Origin of the sequence: Olsenella sp. Marseille-P4559, from assembly GCF_900605015.1 — a bacterium.
In the GTDB taxonomy this organism is placed as follows: Bacteria; Actinomycetota; Coriobacteriia; order Coriobacteriales; family Atopobiaceae; genus Tractidigestivibacter.
On the sequence record NZ_LR027575.1, the window covers coordinates 289033 to 310228 of the forward strand.

The following is a 21196-nucleotide window of genomic DNA, read 5'->3' on the forward strand; positions in this document are numbered from 1 at the left end:
GCCCGCCTCCGCGATTTCTCGTCCCTATCTTCTATGTCACGGGCAAGCAGACGAGCTTGCTGTCATGGTTGCATGCGGGGGAAGGGAGATTGAGTTGAGCATTGTAGCAGCGAGAATCGACAATCGCTTGCTCCACGGCATCGTTGCCACCCAATGGGTCCCAAGGGTGAAGCCACAAAGGGTGATGGTTGTCGACGATGAGTATGCTGGCGACCCAACAAAGAAGGCCGGCATGCGCATGGCCAAGCCTGCGGGCGTAGCGCTCTCCATCATCAGCGAGCAGACTGCACGCGATCATTTCCGTGAGGGTAAGTACGATGACCACACGGTCTTCGTGATTGTCCGTGACCCCCGCATTATCCAGCGGCTCGAGGAGGACGGGCAAAAGGTTCCAAAGCTCACCATTGGTGGGACCGTCTCTCCCCAGGAGGGCCAGGCGGCAACCCAGGTGAGTCGCCGCGCCTACGTGCTCGATGCCGAGGTTCCCGTCTACTCGTCGATTGCGGCGCATGGGACCAGCATCGACATCCAGTACGTTCCGGCAGACAAGGACGAGCCGCTCTCTAAGTACATTGACCTCTGAAAGGAGTTGAGCGGGCATGCAAATTGCTGCATGGCAGATCGTTGTCATCACGCTGCTGGCTTTTATCTATAGGGTTGATCGACTTGGAACGCAGGTGTGCGGCCACAATGCCGTTCTCTACGCCTGGCTCGTCGGCCTGATAATGGGCGATGGAATGACCGGACTAATCGTTGGCGCGTCCGTACAGCTGATGTCATTGGGCGTTGCGGCCCTTGCTGGGTCTTCGGTCCCGGATTACCCCCTTGCGGGAATGGTCGGAACCGCAGTGTGCATCATGACCGGACAGGATGAGGGCGTTGGCCTTGCCGTCGGTATCGCCGTTGGAACCATGGGTGTCCAGCTCGATGTTCTCGCAAAGACCGCAAACGTGTTCATGGCGCACAAGCAGCTTGATTATGCGCAGAGCGGACAGTATGAGAAGATGAAGGCGGTGACGCTTATTGGGCCAGTGCTGTTTGGACTGACGGATGCCATCCCCATGCTCATTGTGCTTGCGTTTGGCGGAGACGTCGTTAATGCCATCCTCTCGATGGTTCCCGCGTGGTTCACCAAGGGTCTCTCGCTTGCGGGTGGTCTGCTGCCCGTGATCGGCATGGGCGCACTGCTTACCTACATGCCCGCCAAGCAGTACTTTAGCTTCCTTGCCATTGGCTTTGTGCTCTCGGCATACCTCGGCCTGTCGATTCTCCCCGTGGCAATCCTCGGTGGAGCCGCTGCGTACGAGGTCTACAAGAATCTGACCTCGCGGAGTGCTGAGCAGTCGATTACCACCTCAGAGGGAGGCCTTGAAGATGAGTAAGCAGATTGAGCAGAACTCGACCCAGGCTCCGGCAGACGAGAGCGGCCGTTTGCTCACTGACAAGGACATCAGGAAGTGCGCCTGGCGTTGGTGCATGTCGGTGAATGGTTACAACTATGAGACCCAGCTTGCTCCATCCGTGGTGTTTTCCGAGGCAGATGCCCTCAAGAAGATCTATCGTGATGACGACGCGGCGTACAGGGACTCCCTGGAAAACTCGGCAAAGTACTTTAACGTGACGCCTCCAGTCGCAGGAATCCTTCTCGGTGCGGGACTCGCAATGGAGGAAAAGAACGGCACAGCAGCTTTGGGGGCCGTCCAGGACCTCAAGGTCGGCCTCATGGGGTCGCTTTCTGGAATCGGCGATGCGATTATCTGGATCCTTATCCCAACGATTTTCGGCTCCATTTCTGCCTACCTAGCACAGAGCGGCAATCCTATCGGTGCGCTCCTGTTCGTGGCTGTCAACCTCGTGTTTAGCCTTGGGGTAAAGATCAAGAGCTGGGATTGGGGCTATCACTTCGGCACCCAGCTCATCACCAGTCTCGCTGACAAAGTCGCCGCACTTACTGAGTCCATGAGCATTCTCGGCCTCACCGTCGTCGGCGCGCTGATTCCCTCCGTCGTCAAGCTCTCGACCAACCTGACGATCAACATCGGGGATGTCTCCTTTGGCTTGCAGGAAGGGTTGTTCGACAAGATTCTGCTAGGGCTCCTGCCGGTATGCGCCACCGCGATTGTCTATCAGCTGATCAAGAAGGGAGTCTCGACCAACAAGATCATCCTCGGAATCATCGTCTTCTGCTGGCTTGGCGCTGCGTTCGGTTTCTTGGGTTAGCGTGCTTGGCGGGATGGGTCTCCATCCCGCCTATGCTGGAGGTATGCAATGAAGGTCTCTTCGACAAAGGTGGACATTGCGCCGAGTGGGGTTTTCTATCTTGACGGCTATCTCAATGACGTCCGACAGCTTCCGGGCGCAGGCATCCATGACGAGCCCTATGCCATCCTCCTTCTGCTGGAAGAGAGTGGACAACGTGCGTTGTTCGTTGGCATCGATGTGTGTCAGGTTAGCCTTTCAAGAACCAGGAAGATGAGGAGCCTCCTCTCCTCTCTGCTAGGCATTCGCGACGAGTTCATCGTCATCTCTGCGGTTCACAGTCACTCGTGTCCCAACGGCCTTCGTGACGGCAGCTCAATTTCCCATGACACCCCTGGTTACGAGGAGTTCGTGACCGGTCTTGTAGTCCAGGCGGCCTCCCGGCTTCCGGAGATGCTCGCTGAGGCAAAGCCCGAGATTCTGGCCACGAGAATCAGAGGATGGTACTCGAATCGCAACGACAAAGACAAACCGTTTGACGATCAGGCCTTTATCGTGAGATTCGTGGCAGATGATGGCTCCACTGTTGGGACGATGCAGAACTTCAATTGCCATTCGACCGTCGTCAGGCCGTTCAACCGTCTGATGACGTCCGATCTTCAGGGGTCGGTTCGAGCTCTGCTCACGCCTTGGGTGGGCATCACGCCCTATGCGTTCACGGGCGCGTCCGGAGATTTGGGAAACAGGCAGTTTCGTAGGGGTGACGGATTCGCTGAACTCCAGCGGACTGCCGTCGGTATCTCGGCGGAGTTCATGAAGGGCTCCTTTGAGCCGGTTGAGCTTGGGGCACCAACGGTCCGCGAGTTCACTCACAACGTGGACTACGACAACGGACAGTACTTCACGAGGTACCAGGAGCTTCTGGAGAAGGCAAAGCAGACACTCGCCGACGATTCTTCGACGGCGACGGAGAAAAAGCTGGCACGGACGGAAGTGCGTAGGCTGAGCGAGAAGCTCGAGATAGACCGCGTTCAGTTTCCTATAGTGATTAGGGTCATCGACTTCGGAGGACTAGTCTTCGTGACTTTCCCCGGTGAGCTTGGCAGCGTCCTGGGGATGCGTATCAAATCAATGTTTCACTCGCGGCGGTGCCTTGTTATTGGGTACGCAAACGATGCGCAGGGCTACTTCGTCCCGAGCGAGGACTATGGGCTTGGATACGAATCGTTTGTGACGAAGCTTCCTCGCGGTGGCATCGAGTCAGTGCTTGACGAGTTTGAGGAGTGGCTGTGAGACACGTAATTCTCGCTTCGCACCATAAGTTTGCCGCAGGTCTCGCAGACACGATAGAGTTCATTGGCGGGATAGGCGACTTCGACGTCATTTGCGCTTATATCGACGATACTCCGCTGGACGTTCGGGTCAAGGCATTGTTCGACGGATATGGTGTCGATGACGAGGTCCTCATTCTCACCGACATTATGCAGGGGAGTGTCAGTCAATCATTTGCACCATATATGAACGGTCATGTATTCCTTGTTGCCGGAGTTAATGTGACGTGCGCGCTTGAGCTCGTACTTACTCCGGAGCCCCTGACGTGCGATGCGATCGAAGAGGTTCTTTCCGAGGCGCGGAACTCCATGCAGCTTATGAACAGAGTTAACATCGAAGTAGCAGAGGGTGACGAGTGAACTCGCTAAGGCCGCATGCGCAATTTGAGTTGGGGCTGGTGGTGGTCTGCGCGGGCGGCATGATGGACGGTTATGCTTTTACGGCTCACGACCAGGTATTTGCAACGGGGCAGACGGGGAATGTAGTGCGTCTGGCACTTGCGGCATCTCAGCTTGATCCTTATTCCTTTCTCAGATACTTCATCCCCATAGTCTCTTTTGTCGCAGGCATCATTCTCTCCCGTCTGGTGTCGAGCAGGTTCTTTAACGGAAGAGAATCATCGGTGCAGAGTTGGGTAATCGATTTTGAAGCGGTAACGTTTGCGGTGATTGGGGTCTTCTCAGATTACATTCCAGATTTCATGTCCGACTGTGTGATTGCCTGCTGCGCGGCAATGTCATTCGAAAACTTCCGGGAGCTAGGACAGGGGTCGCGTTACTCAAGTACGTACTGCACTGGGAATCTCCGCTCCTTTTCGGAAGCCCTTTATGGGGGCTTATTTGAACGTGAGCCAAATGAACTGAGACGAGCGTTCCACTATTTGTCTCTCATCGGTTCCTTTTTTGCCGGCGTGGTCATCTGTGGCTACTTTGTCGAGAGAATCGGCGGGTCTGCTGCGCTTCTCATTTCCATCACGTTCCTTTTCGCGAGACTGTTCGTGGACGGATGGCCGTCAGGTGGTCTGCCATCAGAGTAGACGAACTCGTAGTTAGTTGGAGGCTTATCATGCGCATTGACGAGGCAATCGCTGTTGTGAAGGGCTACTGCCTGGGGATTTCCCCATGGACGGGCGCACCTATCGACGAGGCGACCACTCGCGACAAGGTCACCTACGGCACGACCGAGAGGGAATGCTCGGGAATCGTGACCTGCATCTGGCCGACCGCCAACGTCATCCGTCAGGCGATGGACTCCGGAGCAAACCTCATCATCTCGCACGAGGCGCTGTTCTGGAACCACGGAGACCACCAAGACGTGATTGGTGAGACCAAGGCCTATGCCGAGAAGAAATCCCTGCTCGACGCATGGGGAGGCACGGTCTGGCGCTGCCATGACTACATTCACTCGGGCGTCCCCATCGACGACGGTGCCATGGTCGACGGCATCTTCTTCGGCTTCGCCAGGAAGATGGGGTGGCAGGACTGCCGCGTGGGTGATGTCGCCCGCTGCCGTGACTTTGAGATTCCCCAGCTTACTGGGGTTGAGCTTGCACGGCAGCTCGTTAGCAACCTGGGCCTCAACGGGACGAGAATCACAGGAGACCTTTCTGCGGTCGTGCGAAGGGTTCACATTCCGAAGCACGTGATGGGGGACCCCGCCTCCGATACACACGAGATCAACCTTGCCGACAGCGAGGGCGTGGACGCCTTGGTGACCATGGAGTTCATCGACTTCACGACCTGCGAGTACATCCGGGATGCAGGGATGCTGGGCGAGGGGAAGTGCGCTATCACGGTTGGGCACTTCAACCTGGAAGAGCCTGGGATGGAACTCATGGCGGAGTGGCTTCCCGAGGCGTTGGGGACCTCTGAGATCTCCGTCCACTTTGTCCCCATGGGCGACACATACCAGTACGTTGTGGGGTAGCGTCCTGGCGACCCCGGAGGTGCCCGGGTGAGCCAAGGGTGCGCGGATGGCCCAGCGGTGCCCGGGTGACCCCTGCCTTTCGCTGGTGCTATGGTTGCGCGGGGAAAGTCTCCGCGTAACGCCAACTGCCTCGGACTTTGTCGTCTTGACGGTTGGGACCGCGCAAGTCTCCGCGCAACGCCAGCTTCCCCGCAACGCCAGCAGCACCAGGAAGGACTCCGACAATGTCAATGCCAGCCACGCTCGCCCTGCAGATAGTTGTCATGTTCATGCTGGTGGGCGTGGGTTTCGCGATGTTTCGCGCGGGCAAGATCACCATGGAGGGCAACCGCACCATCGGGAACATCCTCGTGTACCTCTCGCTGCCTTGCGTCATTGTGAAGGGCCTCATGGTGGAGCGCACGGCGGAGAACGTTGCCGCGCTGGGAGTCTCGGCGCTCATGGGGTTTGCTGCGCTTGTCGTCTCCGCGCTTGTCGCGCGTCTTGTCCTGCGGGATGACGCCATTGGCAACTTCTCGGCGACCTTCTCTAACCCGAGCTTCTTTGGGATTCCGTTGGTCGTGTCAATCCTTGGCCAGGGGCCCGTGTTCTATATGACCGCCTACATTGCGTTTATGAACCTGGGGCAGTGGACCTACGGCGTCTCGCTGCTCACGGGCGAGCGGGGGAGGGTGTCAGCGCGCTCCCTCGTGCGTTCGCCTTTCATGGTGGCGACGCTCATCGGCCTCGTGCTCTTTGCGACCCAGCTGCAGCTTCCGGGCGTGGTGACGAGCTGCCTGGACTACGTCTCGGCGCTCAACACGCCGCTGGCGATGTTTGCCATAGGGGTCTATCTGGCGCTGTCCCACCCGGCGGACATGCTCCACCGGCCTGGCCTCTACAAGGTTGCCCTGGCGCGGCTGCTGGTGACGCCTCTGGTGACCCTTGCGCTCCTGAGTCTGCTGCCTGCCACGATGCTCGAGATGAAGCTTGCGATTCTGGTGGCGCAGGCATGCCCCGTTGGCCTCAACGTTGCTGTCTACGCTCAGCTCCACGACGCCGACTACGTTTACGCGGTGGAGACCATCGTGGTCTCGGTGCTGCTCTTGTTGGTCTCGACTCCCCTGGTAGTTGGCCTCGCCCAGATGGTGTGGTAGCGCCTTGGCGCCCGTCCCATTCCCTGGCACCCGTTCTGTCCCCTGACCCCCGTTCTTTATCGGTATCTGTGAATCTCTCGCCGCATTCTCGCAGGTCGCGGGCATGGCGAGTCTCAGAAACCGCTAAAGAATGGGGGCAGGCATTGAGTGGCGTTGAGATTGTGGTTTCGAAACTATAAAATAATTCGAGTTTCGAAATCGACTGGGGTGGTGCATTCCATGCCTATGGTCTATCGCTCTGCCTATATGGAGCGCCTTCGTTCTCTCGAGGGGACGCGTGACATCAAGGTCATTACTGGCGTGCGACGCTCTGGCAAGTCAGAGCTCATGAAAGCTTTCGCATCGGAGACATCTGCTAATGATTCCCTGTCGAACAACGTCTACCTCGATCTTCTCGACCTTGATAACGAAGGCCTCCTTGAGTATCACGCTTTGCATAAACGAGTGGTTGAGATGTACCGAGAGGGTGCACACAACAGACTCTTCGTCGATGAGGTACAGCTTTGCGATGGTTTTGAAAGAGCAATAAATAGCATCTACAGTCGCGGTGGTTGGGATATTTACCTTACTGGCTCCAATGCATTCCTTCTGGGTTCTGGCCTCGCCTCTCTTTTCACTGGTCGCCAAAAAGAGATTCATATCTTTCCGTTTAGCTTCTGCGAGTATCGCGAGTACTTTGGAGGCGGAAGTGAGATTGACGATGACTTCAATGATTTCGTCAAGCGAGGTGGCCTGGCTGGTTCGTACGCGTACGGTAGCCTCTCGGAATCCTACGGCTACATTCGTGACATCTATCGGACAATTCTCACCCGTGATTTGGTGCAAAAGTTCTCTCTATCCGACACCACGGTTTTGGAGCGTCTTGCTGAGTACATGATGAGTAACGCCGGCAATCTCAACTCTCCCAACAACATCGCCAACACTCTTGAGGCGAATAGGGTATCCACTAACCATGTGACCGTTGGCCGGTACATGTCATATCTGCGCGACACATTCGTATTCTATGAAGCCAGACGCTTCGACATTAAGGGAAAGAAGTATCTGAGCACCCAGGCCAAGCATTACGTTTGCGATACGGGTATGCGATACGCAATCCTTGGTACTCGCAACATGGTGTGGGGTCGCATGTACGAGAACGTGGTGTTTCTCGAACTCCTGCGTCGTGGCTACGAGGTTTATGTTGGCAAACTCTACCAAAAGGAAGTGGACTTCGTAGCCAAAAAGGAGTCTGAGCTTGTGTATATACAGGTAAGTGATGACATTAGTCCGCAGCTGACGCTTAAACGCGAGCTGGCGCCCCTGCTCGCCGTTCGAGATGCCTATCCAAAAGTTCTTATTGCAAGAACGAGGCACGAGGAATATTCGATAGAGGGGGTCCGCATTATCGATATTGCAAGATGGCTTCTGGGCGAAGGGCCATTGAGCTGACGCGGCAGGACGACGGTTTTTCGGGGGCCCCTCGAGTGGCAACTGGCCTGAAGTTTGGTAAACCACAGGTCAGCGAATTGCCCCTGTCGATGTGATATATAAGGGATTGTACGAAATTTGCTGCTAACCGGAAGTGTCACGACGTGGCTGACCCCGGGACCCTCTCGCCTCCCTGCGCGCGTCCGGCGGAGTTTATCGCTCTTTCGTAAAACCCGTGTGCGGCAGCTGGGCAAATGCGGATGCTGTTTAAGGGAAAGCGATATTCTCTGCTGAGGGGGAGACAAAGCTGGCGCCGGAGCAAGAGTTCCGTACGTCATTGCCACGGGAATGGGCCTTCCGGCGTCACTCGGGGCCGCTCGCAGAGCCGCCCCTCCCAGAATCATGCAGAGCTTACGCCCGTTTCCTCTCCGTTCTCCTCGCCAGCATCCCATCGTGCTAACATGCCTCCTAGGCAATGACGGAGAGGTTTGGTCGTCGCGTCGCCAGCGGACAAGAGATGGGGCTCACCGGCTGAGAGGCCCCTCCAAGGCTGACGCCCAGGGTTCACTCCACCAGCCGCAACCTCAAAGCGAGGCGTGGGCCGGCCCCATCCGGACGTCGGCGTCCCACCTGCGCGAGTAGGGAAGCCGTAGGCCCCACGGCACGGGGCGCAACGAGTGGGCGTGCGCGAGAGAAAACGCGCGCGTCAATCAAGGTGGTACCGCGGAGACATCCGTCCTTGGGCAGCTTGGCCCGGGACGGTTTTTTACTGGCTTTGGAAAGGAACGCACCATGGCGATGTCCGATGACCTCAAGTCCATTGAGGCGCAGGTAGAGGAGGACCTCAAGGTCGCTGAGACCATGGAGGCGCTGGAGGCCTTGCGCGTAGGCATGCTCGGCCGCAAGGGCAAGCTCACGGCCCTCATGCACATGATGGGCCAGGTCCCTCCCGAGGAGCGGCGTGCCATGGGCCAGATGGCAAACGCCGTACGCTCCAAGGTCGAGGCGGGCATCGCCGCCCGCCGCGAGGAGCTGGCCCAAGAGCTCATGGAGCGCCGTATGGCCGCCGACGCCGTGGACGTGACGCTTCCCGGCCGCACGCTCTCGCCTGGCACGCAGCACCTTATCAGCCAGATTCGCGAGGAGATTGAGGACATCTTCTGCGGCCTGGGCTACACCGTCGAGGATGGCCCCTACGTCGAGACGACCTACTACAACTTCACCGCGCTGAACGCCCCTGAGGACCACCCCAGCCGCTCCGCGCGCGACACTTTCTACGTCGTGGACAACGCGCCCGAGGGCAAGGAGGTCCACGTTCAGGGCGAGTCCGACATCCTCCTGCGCACCCAGACCTCCGGTGTCCAGGTGCACACCATGGAGAACCACCAGCCGCCCATCTACATGATCTGCCCGGGAACCGTCTTTCGTCCGGACACGGCCGACGCCAACCACCTGCCGCAGTTCACGCAGGTAGAGGGCCTTGTGGTGGACGAGGGCATCACCTTCGGCGACCTCAAGGGCACGCTCGACTACTTCACCCGCGAGATCTTCGGCAAGGACCGCGCCACGCGCTACCGCCCGCACTTCTTCCCGTTCACGGAGCCCAGCTGCGAGGTCGACGTCTCCTGCGGCGTCTGCCACGGCAAGGGCTGCCGCTTCTGCAAGAACACCGGCTGGCTCGAGATCTTGGGCTGCGGCATGGTCGACCCCAACGTCTTCCGCTACTGCGGCATCGACGCCGAGAGATACACCGGCTTCGCCTTCGGCATTGGCGTCGAGCGCGTGGCAGCGCTCCGCTACGACCTGCCTGACCTGCGCATGCTCATGACCGGCGACATGCGCTTCCTGAAGCAGTTCTAGAGCTGGCGTGCACACCGGCACATCGGCCGGGAAGACGAAAACGAGGGGCGGCGCAGCGTGCCCGCCCAACATGGAAAGGCAATCACAATGCGAGTTTCGTATGAGTGGCTCAAGGACATGGTGGACGTGCCCGAGGACCCCAAGGACCTGGCCAACGAGTACATCCGCACCGGTACCGAGGTCGCGGCCGTCGAGCGCGTGGGCGCCGACCTCGACCACGTCTACACGGCGCAGGTGGTGAGCAAGAGGCCACACCCCGACTCCGACCACATGTGGCTCTGCCAGGTATCCGTTGGCGACAAGAACGTCGACGAGAACGGCAGCCCTGTGCCCCTGCAGATCGTGTGCGGCGCGCAGAACTTCAACGAGGGCGACCACATCGTGACCGCCATGGTCGGCGCCGTGCTCCCCGGCTGCGTGAAGATCAAGAAGTCCAAGCTCCGCGGCGTGGAGTCCTGCGGCATGAACTGCTCCGAGCGCGAGCTCGACCTGGGCAACGACCACGAGGGCATCATCGTCCTGCCGCCAGACGCGCCCGTGGGCATGCTCTACACGGACTACCTCGGCAGCTCGGACACCGTGATCGACTGCGAGATCACCCCCAACCGCCCGGACTGCCTTTCTATGACGGGCATGGCGGTGGAGACCTCGGCCGTTCTCGACGAGGACACCCACATCACGCTTCCCGCCATCAAGGACGAGAAGGGCCCCGACGCCCGCGACCTGGTGGACGTGCGGATCGATGACGCCGAGCTCTGCCCGCGCTACACGGCCCGTGTGGTGAGAAACGTGAAGATCGGTCCCAGCCCCGAGTGGCTCGCGCGTCGCGTCATTGCCGCAGGCTCCAGGCCCATCAACAACGTGGTGGACGTCACCAACTATGTGATGTTCCTCACTGGCCAGCCGCTGCATGCCTTCGACCTGGGCAAGCTCCAGAAGCGCGAGGACGGTAGGCGACACGTGGTGATCCGCGCCGCCCACGACGGCGAGGGGCTCACCACCCTTGACGGCAAGGAGCGCACGCTCACGTCCGACATGTGCGTCATCACCGACGGCGGCGAGACGCCCATTGCCCTTGCTGGTGTCATGGGTGGCCTCAACTCCGAGATCGACGAGACCACGACCGACGTCCTGCTCGAGAGCGCGACCTTCTCGCCCGGCCACACTTCCCGCACGAGTCGTAGCCTTGACCTCATGAGCGAGGCTTCCATCCGCTACGAGCGCCAGGTTGACGGCGCCGGTTGCGCGGCCGTCTCTGACGTGGCCGCGGCCCTCTTCGAGGAGTGCTGCTCGGCCGAGGTCTGCCCGGGCATCGTGGACGTCTATCCCGCGCCCGTGCCTGCGCCCGTGGTTCGGATGCGACCTGTCCGCGTGCGTGCGCTTGCCGGTGCGGACATCCCGGACGACTTCATGGCTTCTCGCCTCAGGCGTCTTGGCTGCAGGGTTGAGCCTGCAGGCGAGGGCGCCTATGCGGTGACCACCCCCACCAGCCGTCCCGACCTTACCCGCGAGGCCGACCTCATCGAGGAGGTCCTGCGCCTGTGGGGCGAGGGGGACATCACGCCCACGCTTCCCGCCGCGCGCAACCACGCAGGAGGCCTGACCGTCGACCAGCAGCGCATTCGCAAGATTGGTCGTACGCTGCGCGCCTGCGGCCTCTCCGAGACCACCACGTACTGCTTCGCAGACGAGAGCGACCTTGCCAAGCTCGGCATGAGCGAGGAGGGCCGTGGCATCCCCGTCCAGATCATCAACCCGCTCGTGGCCGATCAGGCCCAGATGCGTCGCTCGATCCTGCCGGGGCTTCTCCGCTCGGTGGCGTACAACTTCGACCACGGTGTGGGTGCGGTGGCGCTCTACGAGATCGGTCGCGTCTTCTTCGGCCGCGAGAGCAAGAGCCAGCCTGATGAGCCTGGCTTTGTGTGTGGCGTGCTCTCGGGTCGTCGTGATGACGAGTGGTGCCAGAAGTTCTCGGACTACGACTTCTTTGACGCCAAGGGCGTGGTCGAGCAGCTCCTCTCGGCACTTCGCGTGACCAAGGTGCGCTTCAAGGTGGCGGACCCCCAGTCCTACGGCTGGCTGCAGCCGGGTCGCGCGGCCGAGGTCTACGGCAACAAGGGCGAGCTCATTGGCTGGGTTGGCGACATCCACCCCAAGGCGCTCAAGGCATTTGGCATCGATGCCCCCGTGGTTGCGTTTGAGCTCTCGGTCGATTCGCTCCTGCGCCTCGCCCACCGCGAACTGCCCTACGTCGACGTGCCCACGCTTCCTGGCGTCGACGTTGACCTGGCAATTGTCGTTGACGAGTCTGTGACCTGCGAGCAGCTCGAGCAGCGCATCAGGAGCGCCGGCGGCAAGCTCTTGTCCGACGTGCGCCTCTTCGACGTCTACCGTGACCCCGTGCGCGTTGGCCTGGGCAAGAAGTCGATGGCCTTCTCGCTCACCTACCGCTCTGCGGACCACACCCTCACCTCGGAGGAGGCTGACCGTGCCCATAGGAAGCTGGTGGGCAAGGTCTGCCGTGCCACCGGCGGAGAGGTCCGCGGCTAGCGGGCCGTCCGCGCCGAAAGGACGTACGTGCCGAGCTGGAACATACACACCGCCCACGTCGAGCGGCTCCTTCGCGAGGAGGGGGCCGCCCGGCTGGGCGTGCATGACGTGAACGCGTTCCTCTTCGGCAACTTCCTGCCCGACATCTACGTGGGCTATATGGTGCCGGTGCCTGTCTCGAGGCTGCGCAGTTATCGCGAGACGCACTTTGCCGACGGTGGGGCCATTCCTTCGCCAAACTATGAGGTGTTTTGGGAGCGCTATGTTGTGAGGCCAGACGTGGTGGCAGCGGATGGTCCTGTGCACGACCTGGTGCTGGGCGCGTGGGCGCATCTCGTGTGCGATTCCGTGTACAACGCGCACGCGCGCAACTACATTGCGTCCATTGGCGTGAAGCCCGGCGATGCCACCCGCAAGCGCAAGCAGCGCGACTTTGCCCTCTTTGGGAGGACCTTTGACATCTCGCTGCGCCCGCGCGCGACGCCCGAGCTCATTGCCGCTTGTGCCGCGTATCCGCAGTATCCCGTGGACGAGGACGATGTGCGTGAGGCCGTTGCGGTGGCGGGACATGTCGTGGACAAGAACCACGCGGAGCTTATACGTGGCGTTCCCGCGTATGACATGCTTACGCCGGAGTTCTTCTCGAAGGCGTCGGCCGAGGCGGACGCGAGGATCGTCTTGGGTCTTCTCAGCGCGACGGGATGACGGCAGAGTAGCAAGTTTGCCGCTGCGGGGCCAGCCCTGCCCGTGACGTTACGTGGGGTTCCGGTGGTCGCAGGCAGATTGACTGGGTTTCCCAGCAAGGTGTATCTAAAACGCAGATTTCTGTGGCGGCCTTGCACATCCCTGCAATTCCGTACACGCTAACGCAACGTTTATCGCCTATGGTTGTGTAACGGCGCGGCATACTCGCGCCCAGGACGAGAGGAGTAGCGATGAGCTGGTATGAGCCATCATTTGTCTATCAGGTCTACCCGTTGGGGCTATGCGGTGCCCCACACGAGAATGACGGTGCCACGGTGCCGCGGTTGCGCAAGCTCGTCGATGACGGGTGGATTGACCACATGAAGCGCTTGGGTGCCACCTGCCTCATGCTCAACCCCGTGTTCCAGAGCCTTACGCATGGCTACGACACTACGGACTACACTACGGTCGATTGCCGCTTGGGCACCAATGACGACCTGCGCTTTGTTGTAGATGTGTGCCACAAGGCGGGCATTCGCGTGCTGCTCGACGGCGTCTTCAACCACGTGGGACGCGACTTCTTCGCATTTCGCGACGTGCGCGAGAAGGGCCAGCAGAGCCGATATGCTGGCTGGTTCGACATCGACTGGAACGGCAACAGCGAGTTCGACGATGGCTTCGGCTATGAGGCCTGGGCGGGGGTCTCGACGCTCGTAAAGCTCAACCATGCCAACTTCGAGCTCAACGACTACCTCGCCGATGTCATTCGCGGTTGGGTGCGCGACTTCGACATTGACGGCCTGCGTCTGGACGTGGCCTACTGCCTGGACCGCGGATACCTTGGCTATCTGCGTCAGATCGCCGACGGCATTTCGCAGGATCGTGGCGAGAAGTTCGTGCTGGTGGGCGAAACCATGTTTGGTGACTACAACCAGTGGATGGGCGATGGCCTCTGCGACTCGGTGACCAACTACGAGGCCTACAAGGGCCTTTGGTCAAGCTTCAACAGCGCGAACATGCACGAGGTTGCCTACGCGCTCGAGCGCCAGAGCGGAAGCCAGCCTTGGGACCTCTACACGGGCAAGCACCTTCTCGACTTTGTCGACAACCATGATGTGCCGCGCATCGCGACCAAGCTGGACGACAGGCGCCAGCTCAAGCCCCTCTATGGGCTACTCTTTGCCATGTGCGGCGTGCCGTGCGTCTATTACGGCAGCGAGTGGGGCATCGAGGGCGAGCAACACTATGGTGACTATGGGCTGCGTCCCGCGCTGGACGCGCCGGAGTGGAGCGACCTCACGGACTGGATCTGCGCTTTGGCGCATACGCGCGTGAAGAGTGACGCCATCGTGTGGGGTGACTATCACGAGCTGCAGTGCCAGCCGCAGCAGCTGGTCTTCCAGCGCAGTCATGATGACGAGCGGGTCATTGTGGCGATAAATGCATCGGCCGAGCCGGCCGTGGCGCACTTCGATGCGGGATGTGGGCGCGCCGTTGACCTCATCTCCGGCGAGCCACACGACTTTGGTGGGGGCTCGGAGCTGGCCCCCTTCTCGGCTTACTGGTGGCGCTGCGAGCGGTAGGAGAGCAATGACCGTGCGGGGTTCTTCGCGTGCGAACGGCAGGCAAATGGCCGAAGGTGCAGGGGAGTGCGTGGCGCACGTGCTTTTGGTGGGAATTTGGTAGTTGGCAACGGTTGGTGGCCGGCAGTCGGGGGGATGCCGGCCTCCTCACTGGCAGCTGGAGGCGAGTCCTGTCCTTCTCGGATGGATGACTGTGCATGAAATTGCTCTATCGAGCGGTTTTTCGAGAGTCGTCGCATGAAAACGCGATATCGCAAGGCGCCTCGGTGCATCTATCATCAAATTTGAAAATAAGTATTACAAATAATGCATATATTTGGAATAATATGCACTAATATGGAATTATAGTTACACTTTTGATGTGAAAGCCCAAAATCGACCTTACGATAGCCCGTTTTCATGCAGCGGAAGCAAAAAAGTCGTGCGATAAGCCATTTTCATACAGTTGGACCCCTGTGGCTTGGCATCATTGCTTGCCAAACGCGTTGTGGACAACGCTATTGCTGGGAGGTTGGATTGGTGCCGCCCCGAAGGGCCCTGGCTATTAAGGTAGCCGCCTCCCCTAGTCTCCCTGTTCGTGCTGTGCTATCGCACAGAAAGGCCGTCTCGGGAAGGAATCCCGAGACGGCCTTCGCAGCACTTGGAACAGCCCCTATTGGACCTGTGCCACCATCGCCATGTTGGTGCTGGTGGTGTAGTCGCCCTGACGTGGGGAGGTCTGCGGGTCGCCGGCGGTGATGACCACGATGTCACCAGGGCTCACGACCTCATTCTCCTTGGCGACGGTGAGGGCGTTGTAGAGCGTGTTGGAGAGCGAGCTCTGCTCGGTCGTCTTGAACGCGTAGACGCCCCAGTAGAAGCAGGTGCGACGAATCGCCTCGTCGCTCGGGCTCATGGCGTACAGGGGGATGTGAGGGCGGAAGTTGGAGACGATGCGCGCTGTGCGGCCGGAATGCGTGGGGCACAGGATGCACTTGGCGTCCACGCGGTCGGCCATCTCGACGGCCGCAAAGCCGGTGGCACCGTTCACGTTGCGCACGCCGCCGCGGTCGTGGTAGACGTTGCGCTCCTCGAGGTAGCACTCGGTCTCCTTGGCGATTTCGGCCATGGTGCGGACGGCGGCAACGGGGTACTTGCCGGCAGCGGTCTCGCCGGAGAGCATGACGCAGTCGGTGCCATCGTAGATGGCGTTGGCAACGTCGGCGACCTCGGCGCGCGTGGGGCGCGGGTTGCGGATCATCGAGTCGAGCATCTGCGTGGCGGTGATGACCGGCTTGTACGCGTTGTTGCACTTGCGGATGATGGTCTTCTGGATGTGGGGTACCTGAGCCGCAGGCACCTCGACACCCAGGTCACCACGCGCAACCATGATGCCGTCGGAGGCCGCAAGGATCTCGTCGAAGTTCTTGACGCCAAGTGCGCTCTCGATCTTGGGGAAGATCTGGACGTGCGGTGCACCCATCTCAACGCAGATGTCGCGAATCTGCTTGACCGCGGCACCGTCGCGGATGAAGGACGCGGCGATGGCGTCAATGCCCAGCTCGCAGCCAAACATGATGTCCGCATGGTCTTGGTCGGTGACGGAAGGCAGGCCAATGTTCACGTTGGGAACGTTGACGCCCTTCTTCTCGCCAATCTCGCCACCGTTGGTAACCACGCAGTGGATGTCAGAGCCGTCCACGTGGTCGACCTCAAGGCCAACCAGGCCATCATCGATCAGGATGATGGAGCCCTTCTTGACCTCGCTTGGAAGGTTGAGGTAGTCCAGCGAGATGTGTCCAGCGTTGCCGTGGAAGTCTTCGCTCGTGGGCTGTGCGGTCACGACGATGGAGTCGCCGGTGTTGACGGCGACCTTCTTGCCATCCTCGAGAAGACCGGTGCGGACCTCGGGACCCTTGGTGTCAAGCATGATTGCCACGGGGATGCTGAGCTCGCTCGAGATGCGGCGGACGCGCTCGATCATCTGGCGGTGGTAGTCGTGGCTGCCGTGGCTGAAGTTGAAGCGGGCAACGTTCATGCCACTCTCGATCAGGGCACGAAGGACCTCGTCGCTCTCTGTGGCGGGTCCCATGGTGCACACGATCTTGGTCTTCTTGCTAAATGCCATTTTTCTCCTTTTCCGCATTTCCTCTTTGATGCGAAGTCTGTGGCTAGCAGACGATGCTCCGGGGCACGAAATCGGTGCCATTGGCATATGCCTGCGCATTGTCGAGCGTGACGCGGGCGATCTGGCTCAGGGCCTCCTTGGTGAAGAAGGCCTGGTGAGAGGTCATGACCACGTTGGGGAAGGAGCAGAGACGCCCGGTGACGGAGTCGATGACCTCGCCTGCGCGGTCCTGGTAGACGTTGGCGTTCTCCTCCTCGTACACGTCGAGGCCAGCAGCGCCGATCTTGCCGGAGATGATGCCGCGGATGAGCGCCTGGGTGTCGACGAGGCCGCCACGGCCGGTGTTCACGAAGATTACGCCGTCCTTCATCTTGGCGATGGACTCGTCGTTGATCATGTGGTAGCTCTCCTCGTTGAGGAAGGCGTGCAGCGAGATGAGGTCGGCGCGGCGGAACAGCTCGTCGTAGTCCACGTACTCGTCGATGACGTGCTCCTCGTCGATGAGTCTCTGGTTGGGGTAGAGGTCGGAACCAAGGACCGTCATGCCAAAGCCCTTGCAGATGCGGCAGAGCGCGGCGCCGATGCGGCCGGTGCCGATGATGCCGGCGGTCTTGTCATGGAGCGTCTCGCCGACAAGGCCGGAGAGGTCGAAGTCGTTCTCGCGGACGCGGATGTAACCCTTGTGGATGCGGCGGTTGGCGCAGAGGGCAAGGCCCATGGCGTGCTCGGCGATGGCCTCGGGGGAGTAGGCGGGAACGCGGGTGACCTTCATGCCGAGGTCCTTGGCAACCTCGACGTTGACGGCGTCGAATCCTGCGCAGCGCATGAGCACGAGCTTCACGCCAAACCCGGCGAGGATCTCGAGGGTCATGGCGCCGCAGTCGGCGTTCACGAAGGCGCAGACCGCGTCATAGCCGCGGGCAAGGGCTGCGGTCATGGGCGTGAGGTTGGTCTCGGTGAAGTCGATCTTGACGTCTGGGTAGTCCTTGAGCTCCTTTGTGAACGAGTCCCTGTCATAGCTGGCGGTGCCGTAGAACAGAATCTTCATGGTTGCCCTTTCCTCGAGACCCTGTGGAATCAACCTCGCACGCGTTCACGTGCGGCCTTGGTAGAAGTTTACCGCATGCGAGCGGGAAGCGTGAGCTGTTCGGGCAAGTCCTTACGAATGAGACGGAGGCAGCGGGGCGGACGGATTGCACGGCCAGCGCAAACGATTGCGCGGCCCACCAATCGCCTCGGTGCCGAGCCGGAGGGTGCTTGGCCCCCGGGTGGGCCTACCCCAATAGGCGCCAGATGGTGGTCCGGCTTATCCCCAGGACGCGCGCCGCCTCCGTCTGGTTGTTACCGCAGCGCCGTATTACCTCGCGAATGACGTCTTGCTCCACCTCGCGAAGCGGGCGCATGACGTCCGTGCCCCATGCGTTCGAGGGGGCTCCGGCGCCGAGGCCACCTCCTTGGGCGATGATTCCACGCACCGCCTCTGCGCCAATGGCCCCGCCTTCCGCTGCGGCAACGCACTGCTGAAGCGTGAGGTGAAGCTCCTCGTAGTTGCCCGGCCAGGAATAGTGCACCAAGATGTCCAGGGCCTCGTCGGTGAGCATGAGCCTTGGGGTGCCTACCTCCTCGCAGGTGGCGGTGAGGAGCAGTGTGATGGCACGCCCCAGGTCCCCACGTTCCCTCATGGGCGGGACCCTCACGATGCTGAACCTGAGGCTCTCGTAGAGGATCTCCATCGTTTTGGGGTCAGGCGAGTCCGTGCTCTCCATCGAGACCATCAGACGGTTCCGCTCAACCATCCTCGTGCGTCGCACGATGTCCAGGAGCTGGCGCATCCTCTCTCCTCCCAGTGCTTGCAGGGAGTTGAAAAACAGCGTGCACTCTCCCGCGTAGAGCGGAGAGTTGGGGGAGTCGGCAAGGTATGCCCAGCTCTTCTCAGTTACCAGAGGGCAGTCGACTGTGACATAGGGGCGCGTGCTCAGGGGGCTGGAGAGGTAGAGAAGCTGGGCGATTTGCTCCTTGCCCGAGCAGGGTTCACCAAGGAGGAGGAGCGGCTTGGTCCCCCTCTGGACCCCGGCGACAAGCTGTGCCAAGTCCTCACTTGCCCGGGTTGTATGGAAGGCGCTCTTCTCATAGGATGCCTCGACCTCAGCTCTGTTGCTGCGTTCGATGCCCGCGTGCGAACTGTTGGATGGGGCGTTTGCCTGCGTCACGCTGAAGGCGAGGAACCTCCTGCCATCTGACTCCACAGGCGTCTTGTGAAGACGGAAGAGCCTCCGACCGCGTTGCAGCACCAGGCGCTCATCAGCCATTCCCGTGAGGTGCTGGCGCATGAAAGCTACGAGGTCGTCTCTGCCTTCCTCGAGGTTGGAGTAGGTGATCCTGCCCTCTGCCGAGAAGACGGCAAAGCGTGCGTCCTGTGCTCGGACGAGGTTCCAGAGCATGCGGTTCTTGGCGAGGAGGTCGTGGGTGCGCTGGCAGAACACGAGGGCTTGGTCGAGGGCGGCAGAGACGCTGGCCTCGCCGGACTCGAGGAGGAAGGCATTGAGGCCAAGGTCACGGCATCGAGGCAGCGAGAACGTGTCGCACAGGACGACAGGGTAGCTTCCCTCGACTACCGTTTGGAGCACGAGGGGAAGCTCGTCCTCGAAGGCGACCCCATGGAGGTCGAGGTCGAAGTCGCTGAACCTGGCCACCTCGCTCAGGGGGCCGATCGCGTTCTCAAAGCCCACGACGGCGGTTCGCCTGCCTTTTGGGTTATGGGCGATGAGGCACTCGTAGAAGTCCGCGACAGAGATTCCCACCTCGATGACGGGAAGGGCGAACTCGTCCTCGAGGAGCTGAGCGGTGCCGCCTCGTGAGATGAGGACGTCGTAGTCTGCCCCCATGCTCCCCAGGGCAGTGGCGAGGCCCTGTGAGAGGTCTCCCTCGTGGACGGTGACGGAGAGGTCCGGGTAGCGTGGGGCGACGCGCTCCACCTGCTCGGCAAGACCATGGTAAGGCGCAATGAACAGGACGCTGTAGCGCGCGAGATGATTCATGCAGTTCCAATCTGGAACAAACTCACTTTTAAAGTTGTCCCATATTGTAACCCAATAACCCTTCGAGAGAAGTTAATCCGCTGGCCTGCGTGCGCGATAGTGATTGCGACTGCAGGGGAGTTGCCGAAGGGAGGGGACCTTGGTGCGCGTGACGATCATCGCAGACGACCTGACGGGCGCCTTGGACTCTGGCGTGCACTTCCTTCCAGCGCAGGTTGAGGTTGCCGTCCTCGCCGACGCAGAGTGCTATCAGAACCCTGAAAACCTGCCCTGTGTGCTATCCATCAATGCGGATACGCGTCACGATACGGCCCAGGAAGCATACGAGAAGGTCTTCTCGCTTACCTCTGCCGCTCGCAAGGCTGGTGCACGTTGCGTGGTGAAAAAGACCGACTCTGCTCTCCGTGGCAATGTTGGTGCAGAGCTGGCCGCAGCATATGATGCGATGGGGGTTCGCCGCCTGCACTTCCTGCCTGCACTGCCGGGCATTGGTCGCGTCACCAAAGGCGGCGTGCAGCTGGTCGATGGCGTATCGGTATCCGCGAGCAGCTTCGGGCGAGACCCCTTTGAGCCTGTCGTGTGCTCACGCATCGACCACCTCGTCAAGACCCAGACCGATATCCCCGTATGCCTGGTAGCAGTGGGGGAGCCAGTGCCGACCGGTTTCTCGGGGATCATCGTCTATGATGCGACCACCGCAGAGGATATGCGCTCTCGCGTGCAAGAACTTGCCGACATGGGCGAGCTGGACGTCGTCGCGGGGTGCGCCGGTCTTACCGAGGCGCTCTCAGGCGTTCTCGGGCTGGGGAAGGACGATACGCCCGAGGCGGCCCCGCGCGGCGGCAACCTTCTGGTCGCCTGCGGGAGCGTGAGCCCCGTGTCACACGCTCAGTGCGCCTATGCGCGAGAGGCCGGCGCGGCAGTGTTCCCCGTGGCGGGACATCAAAAGTGTAATCAGGCATGGACAGGTTCCCCCGAGGGCGCTGCGTTCGTCGAAAAAGTGGGGAAGAGCTGGGAGAACAGCCCTCTCACTGTTATCGACGGCAGCAGACACGAGAACCTGGAGGGCCTTGTGCCCGAAGATGCCGATGTGCGCCAAACCGTGGCGGACAGCATAGCGAACATCCTTTTGCATGTATGTGAGCAGAAGATCTACGGCCGCGTGCTCGTCACCGGTGGCGACATCTTGGCGAGTTTCCTCGCGCAGGCGGGTGTGAAGCGCCTGCGGCCTGCATCCGAGACGGTCGGCGGAATCGTTGCCATGGAGGTGACGCTCGGCGCGGGACACCTTGTGCTTGCGGCAAAGTCTGGTGGGTTCGGCGAAAAGGAACTCTTCGTTGATCTTTCTAGGAACTAGTTCCCAAAGCGGGAAAG

General features: G+C 60.5%; 17 protein-coding genes. 14 read left to right on the plus strand and 3 right to left on the minus strand.

Translation table 11 applies throughout. From position 1 onward, the window contains the following. The first annotated feature begins 94 nt into the window (after positions 1-94). The 13 genes from E0E00_RS12870 to E0E00_RS12930 all read left to right on the plus strand — a co-directional run bounded on the left by E0E00_RS12870 (position 95) and on the right by E0E00_RS12930 (position 14677). On the plus strand, positions 95-583 hold the full coding sequence (locus tag E0E00_RS12870) for a PTS sugar transporter subunit IIB (protein ID WP_130812942.1): 489 nt from the start codon (positions 95-97) through the stop codon (positions 581-583). A gap of 16 nt (positions 584-599) precedes the next feature. After that, complete coding sequence (locus E0E00_RS12875) at positions 600-1382, plus strand: PTS sugar transporter subunit IIC (RefSeq protein WP_130812943.1); 783 nt, start codon at positions 600-602, stop codon at positions 1380-1382. Then, positions 1375-2220: a PTS system mannose/fructose/sorbose family transporter subunit IID gene (locus E0E00_RS12880; RefSeq protein WP_130812944.1), complete on the plus strand. Its 846-nt coding sequence runs from the start codon at positions 1375-1377 to the stop codon at positions 2218-2220. Before E0E00_RS12875 ends, E0E00_RS12880 begins: the two co-directional genes overlap by 8 nt. 48 nt (positions 2221-2268) lie before the next feature. Further along, entirely contained in the window at positions 2269-3492 is a 1224-nt protein-coding gene (locus E0E00_RS12885; protein ID WP_130812945.1) for a hypothetical protein, read from the plus strand. Further along, positions 3489-3890 carry a PTS sugar transporter subunit IIA gene (locus E0E00_RS12890; RefSeq protein ID WP_165443701.1) on the plus strand — a complete coding sequence of 134 codons (402 nt, stop codon included), beginning with the start codon at positions 3489-3491 and terminating at the stop codon, positions 3888-3890. Before E0E00_RS12885 ends, E0E00_RS12890 begins: the two co-directional genes overlap by 4 nt. Next, on the plus strand, positions 3887-4567 hold the full coding sequence (locus E0E00_RS12895) for a YoaK family protein (protein ID WP_130812947.1): 681 nt from the start codon (positions 3887-3889) through the stop codon (positions 4565-4567). The genes E0E00_RS12890 and E0E00_RS12895 overlap by 4 nt, the downstream gene beginning before the upstream one ends. 29 nt (positions 4568-4596) lie before the next feature. Continuing rightward, on the plus strand, positions 4597-5457 hold the full coding sequence (locus E0E00_RS12900; protein WP_165443702.1) for a Nif3-like dinuclear metal center hexameric protein: 861 nt from the start codon (positions 4597-4599) through the stop codon (positions 5455-5457). Between the two features lie 224 nt (positions 5458-5681). Further along, entirely contained in the window at positions 5682-6593 is a 912-nt protein-coding gene (locus tag E0E00_RS12905) for an AEC family transporter (protein WP_130812949.1), read from the plus strand. Positions 6594-6812: 219 nt separating this feature from the next. Beyond that, complete coding sequence (locus E0E00_RS12910) at positions 6813-8021, plus strand: ATP-binding protein (RefSeq protein ID WP_130812950.1); 1209 nt, start codon at positions 6813-6815, stop codon at positions 8019-8021. 771 nt (positions 8022-8792) lie between these two features. Continuing rightward, on the plus strand, positions 8793-9860 hold the full coding sequence (gene pheS / locus E0E00_RS12915) for a phenylalanine--tRNA ligase subunit alpha (protein ID WP_130812951.1): 1068 nt from the start codon (positions 8793-8795) through the stop codon (positions 9858-9860). A gap of 87 nt (positions 9861-9947) precedes the next feature. After that, complete coding sequence (gene pheT / locus E0E00_RS12920; RefSeq protein ID WP_130812952.1) at positions 9948-12410, plus strand: phenylalanine--tRNA ligase subunit beta; 2463 nt, start codon at positions 9948-9950, stop codon at positions 12408-12410. A gap of 27 nt (positions 12411-12437) precedes the next feature. Next, positions 12438-13115 (plus strand): hypothetical protein, encoded by a 678-nt coding sequence (locus E0E00_RS12925; protein ID WP_130812953.1) that lies wholly within the window; start codon positions 12438-12440, stop codon positions 13113-13115. A 230-nt stretch (positions 13116-13345) separates the two neighbouring features. Beyond that, entirely contained in the window at positions 13346-14677 is a 1332-nt protein-coding gene (locus E0E00_RS12930; protein ID WP_130812954.1) for an alpha-amylase family glycosyl hydrolase, read from the plus strand. A gap of 652 nt (positions 14678-15329) precedes the next feature. Here the strand turns inward: E0E00_RS12930 and pyk are convergent. The 3 genes from pyk to E0E00_RS12945 form a co-directional block, all read right to left on the minus strand. After that, positions 15330-16784 carry a pyruvate kinase gene (pyk, locus tag E0E00_RS12935; RefSeq protein WP_130812955.1) on the minus strand — a complete coding sequence of 485 codons (1455 nt, stop codon included), beginning with the start codon at positions 16782-16784 and terminating at the stop codon, positions 15330-15332. Between the two features lie 43 nt (positions 16785-16827). Further along, on the minus strand, positions 16828-17832 hold the full coding sequence (locus E0E00_RS12940; RefSeq protein WP_130812956.1) for a 2-hydroxyacid dehydrogenase: 1005 nt from the start codon (positions 17830-17832) through the stop codon (positions 16828-16830). 226 nt (positions 17833-18058) lie between these two features. Further along, a complete protein-coding gene (locus tag E0E00_RS12945; protein ID WP_130812957.1) occupies positions 18059-19822 on the minus strand; it encodes a sigma-54-dependent transcriptional regulator in 1764 nt (587 codons plus the stop codon). Positions 19823-19970: 148 nt separating this feature from the next. Here E0E00_RS12945 and E0E00_RS12950 point away from each other — a divergent pair, with 148 nt between their 5' ends. Beyond that, positions 19971-21179 (plus strand): four-carbon acid sugar kinase family protein, encoded by a 1209-nt coding sequence (locus E0E00_RS12950; protein WP_165443703.1) that lies wholly within the window; start codon positions 19971-19973, stop codon positions 21177-21179. Positions 21180-21196: the final 17 nt, after the last annotated feature.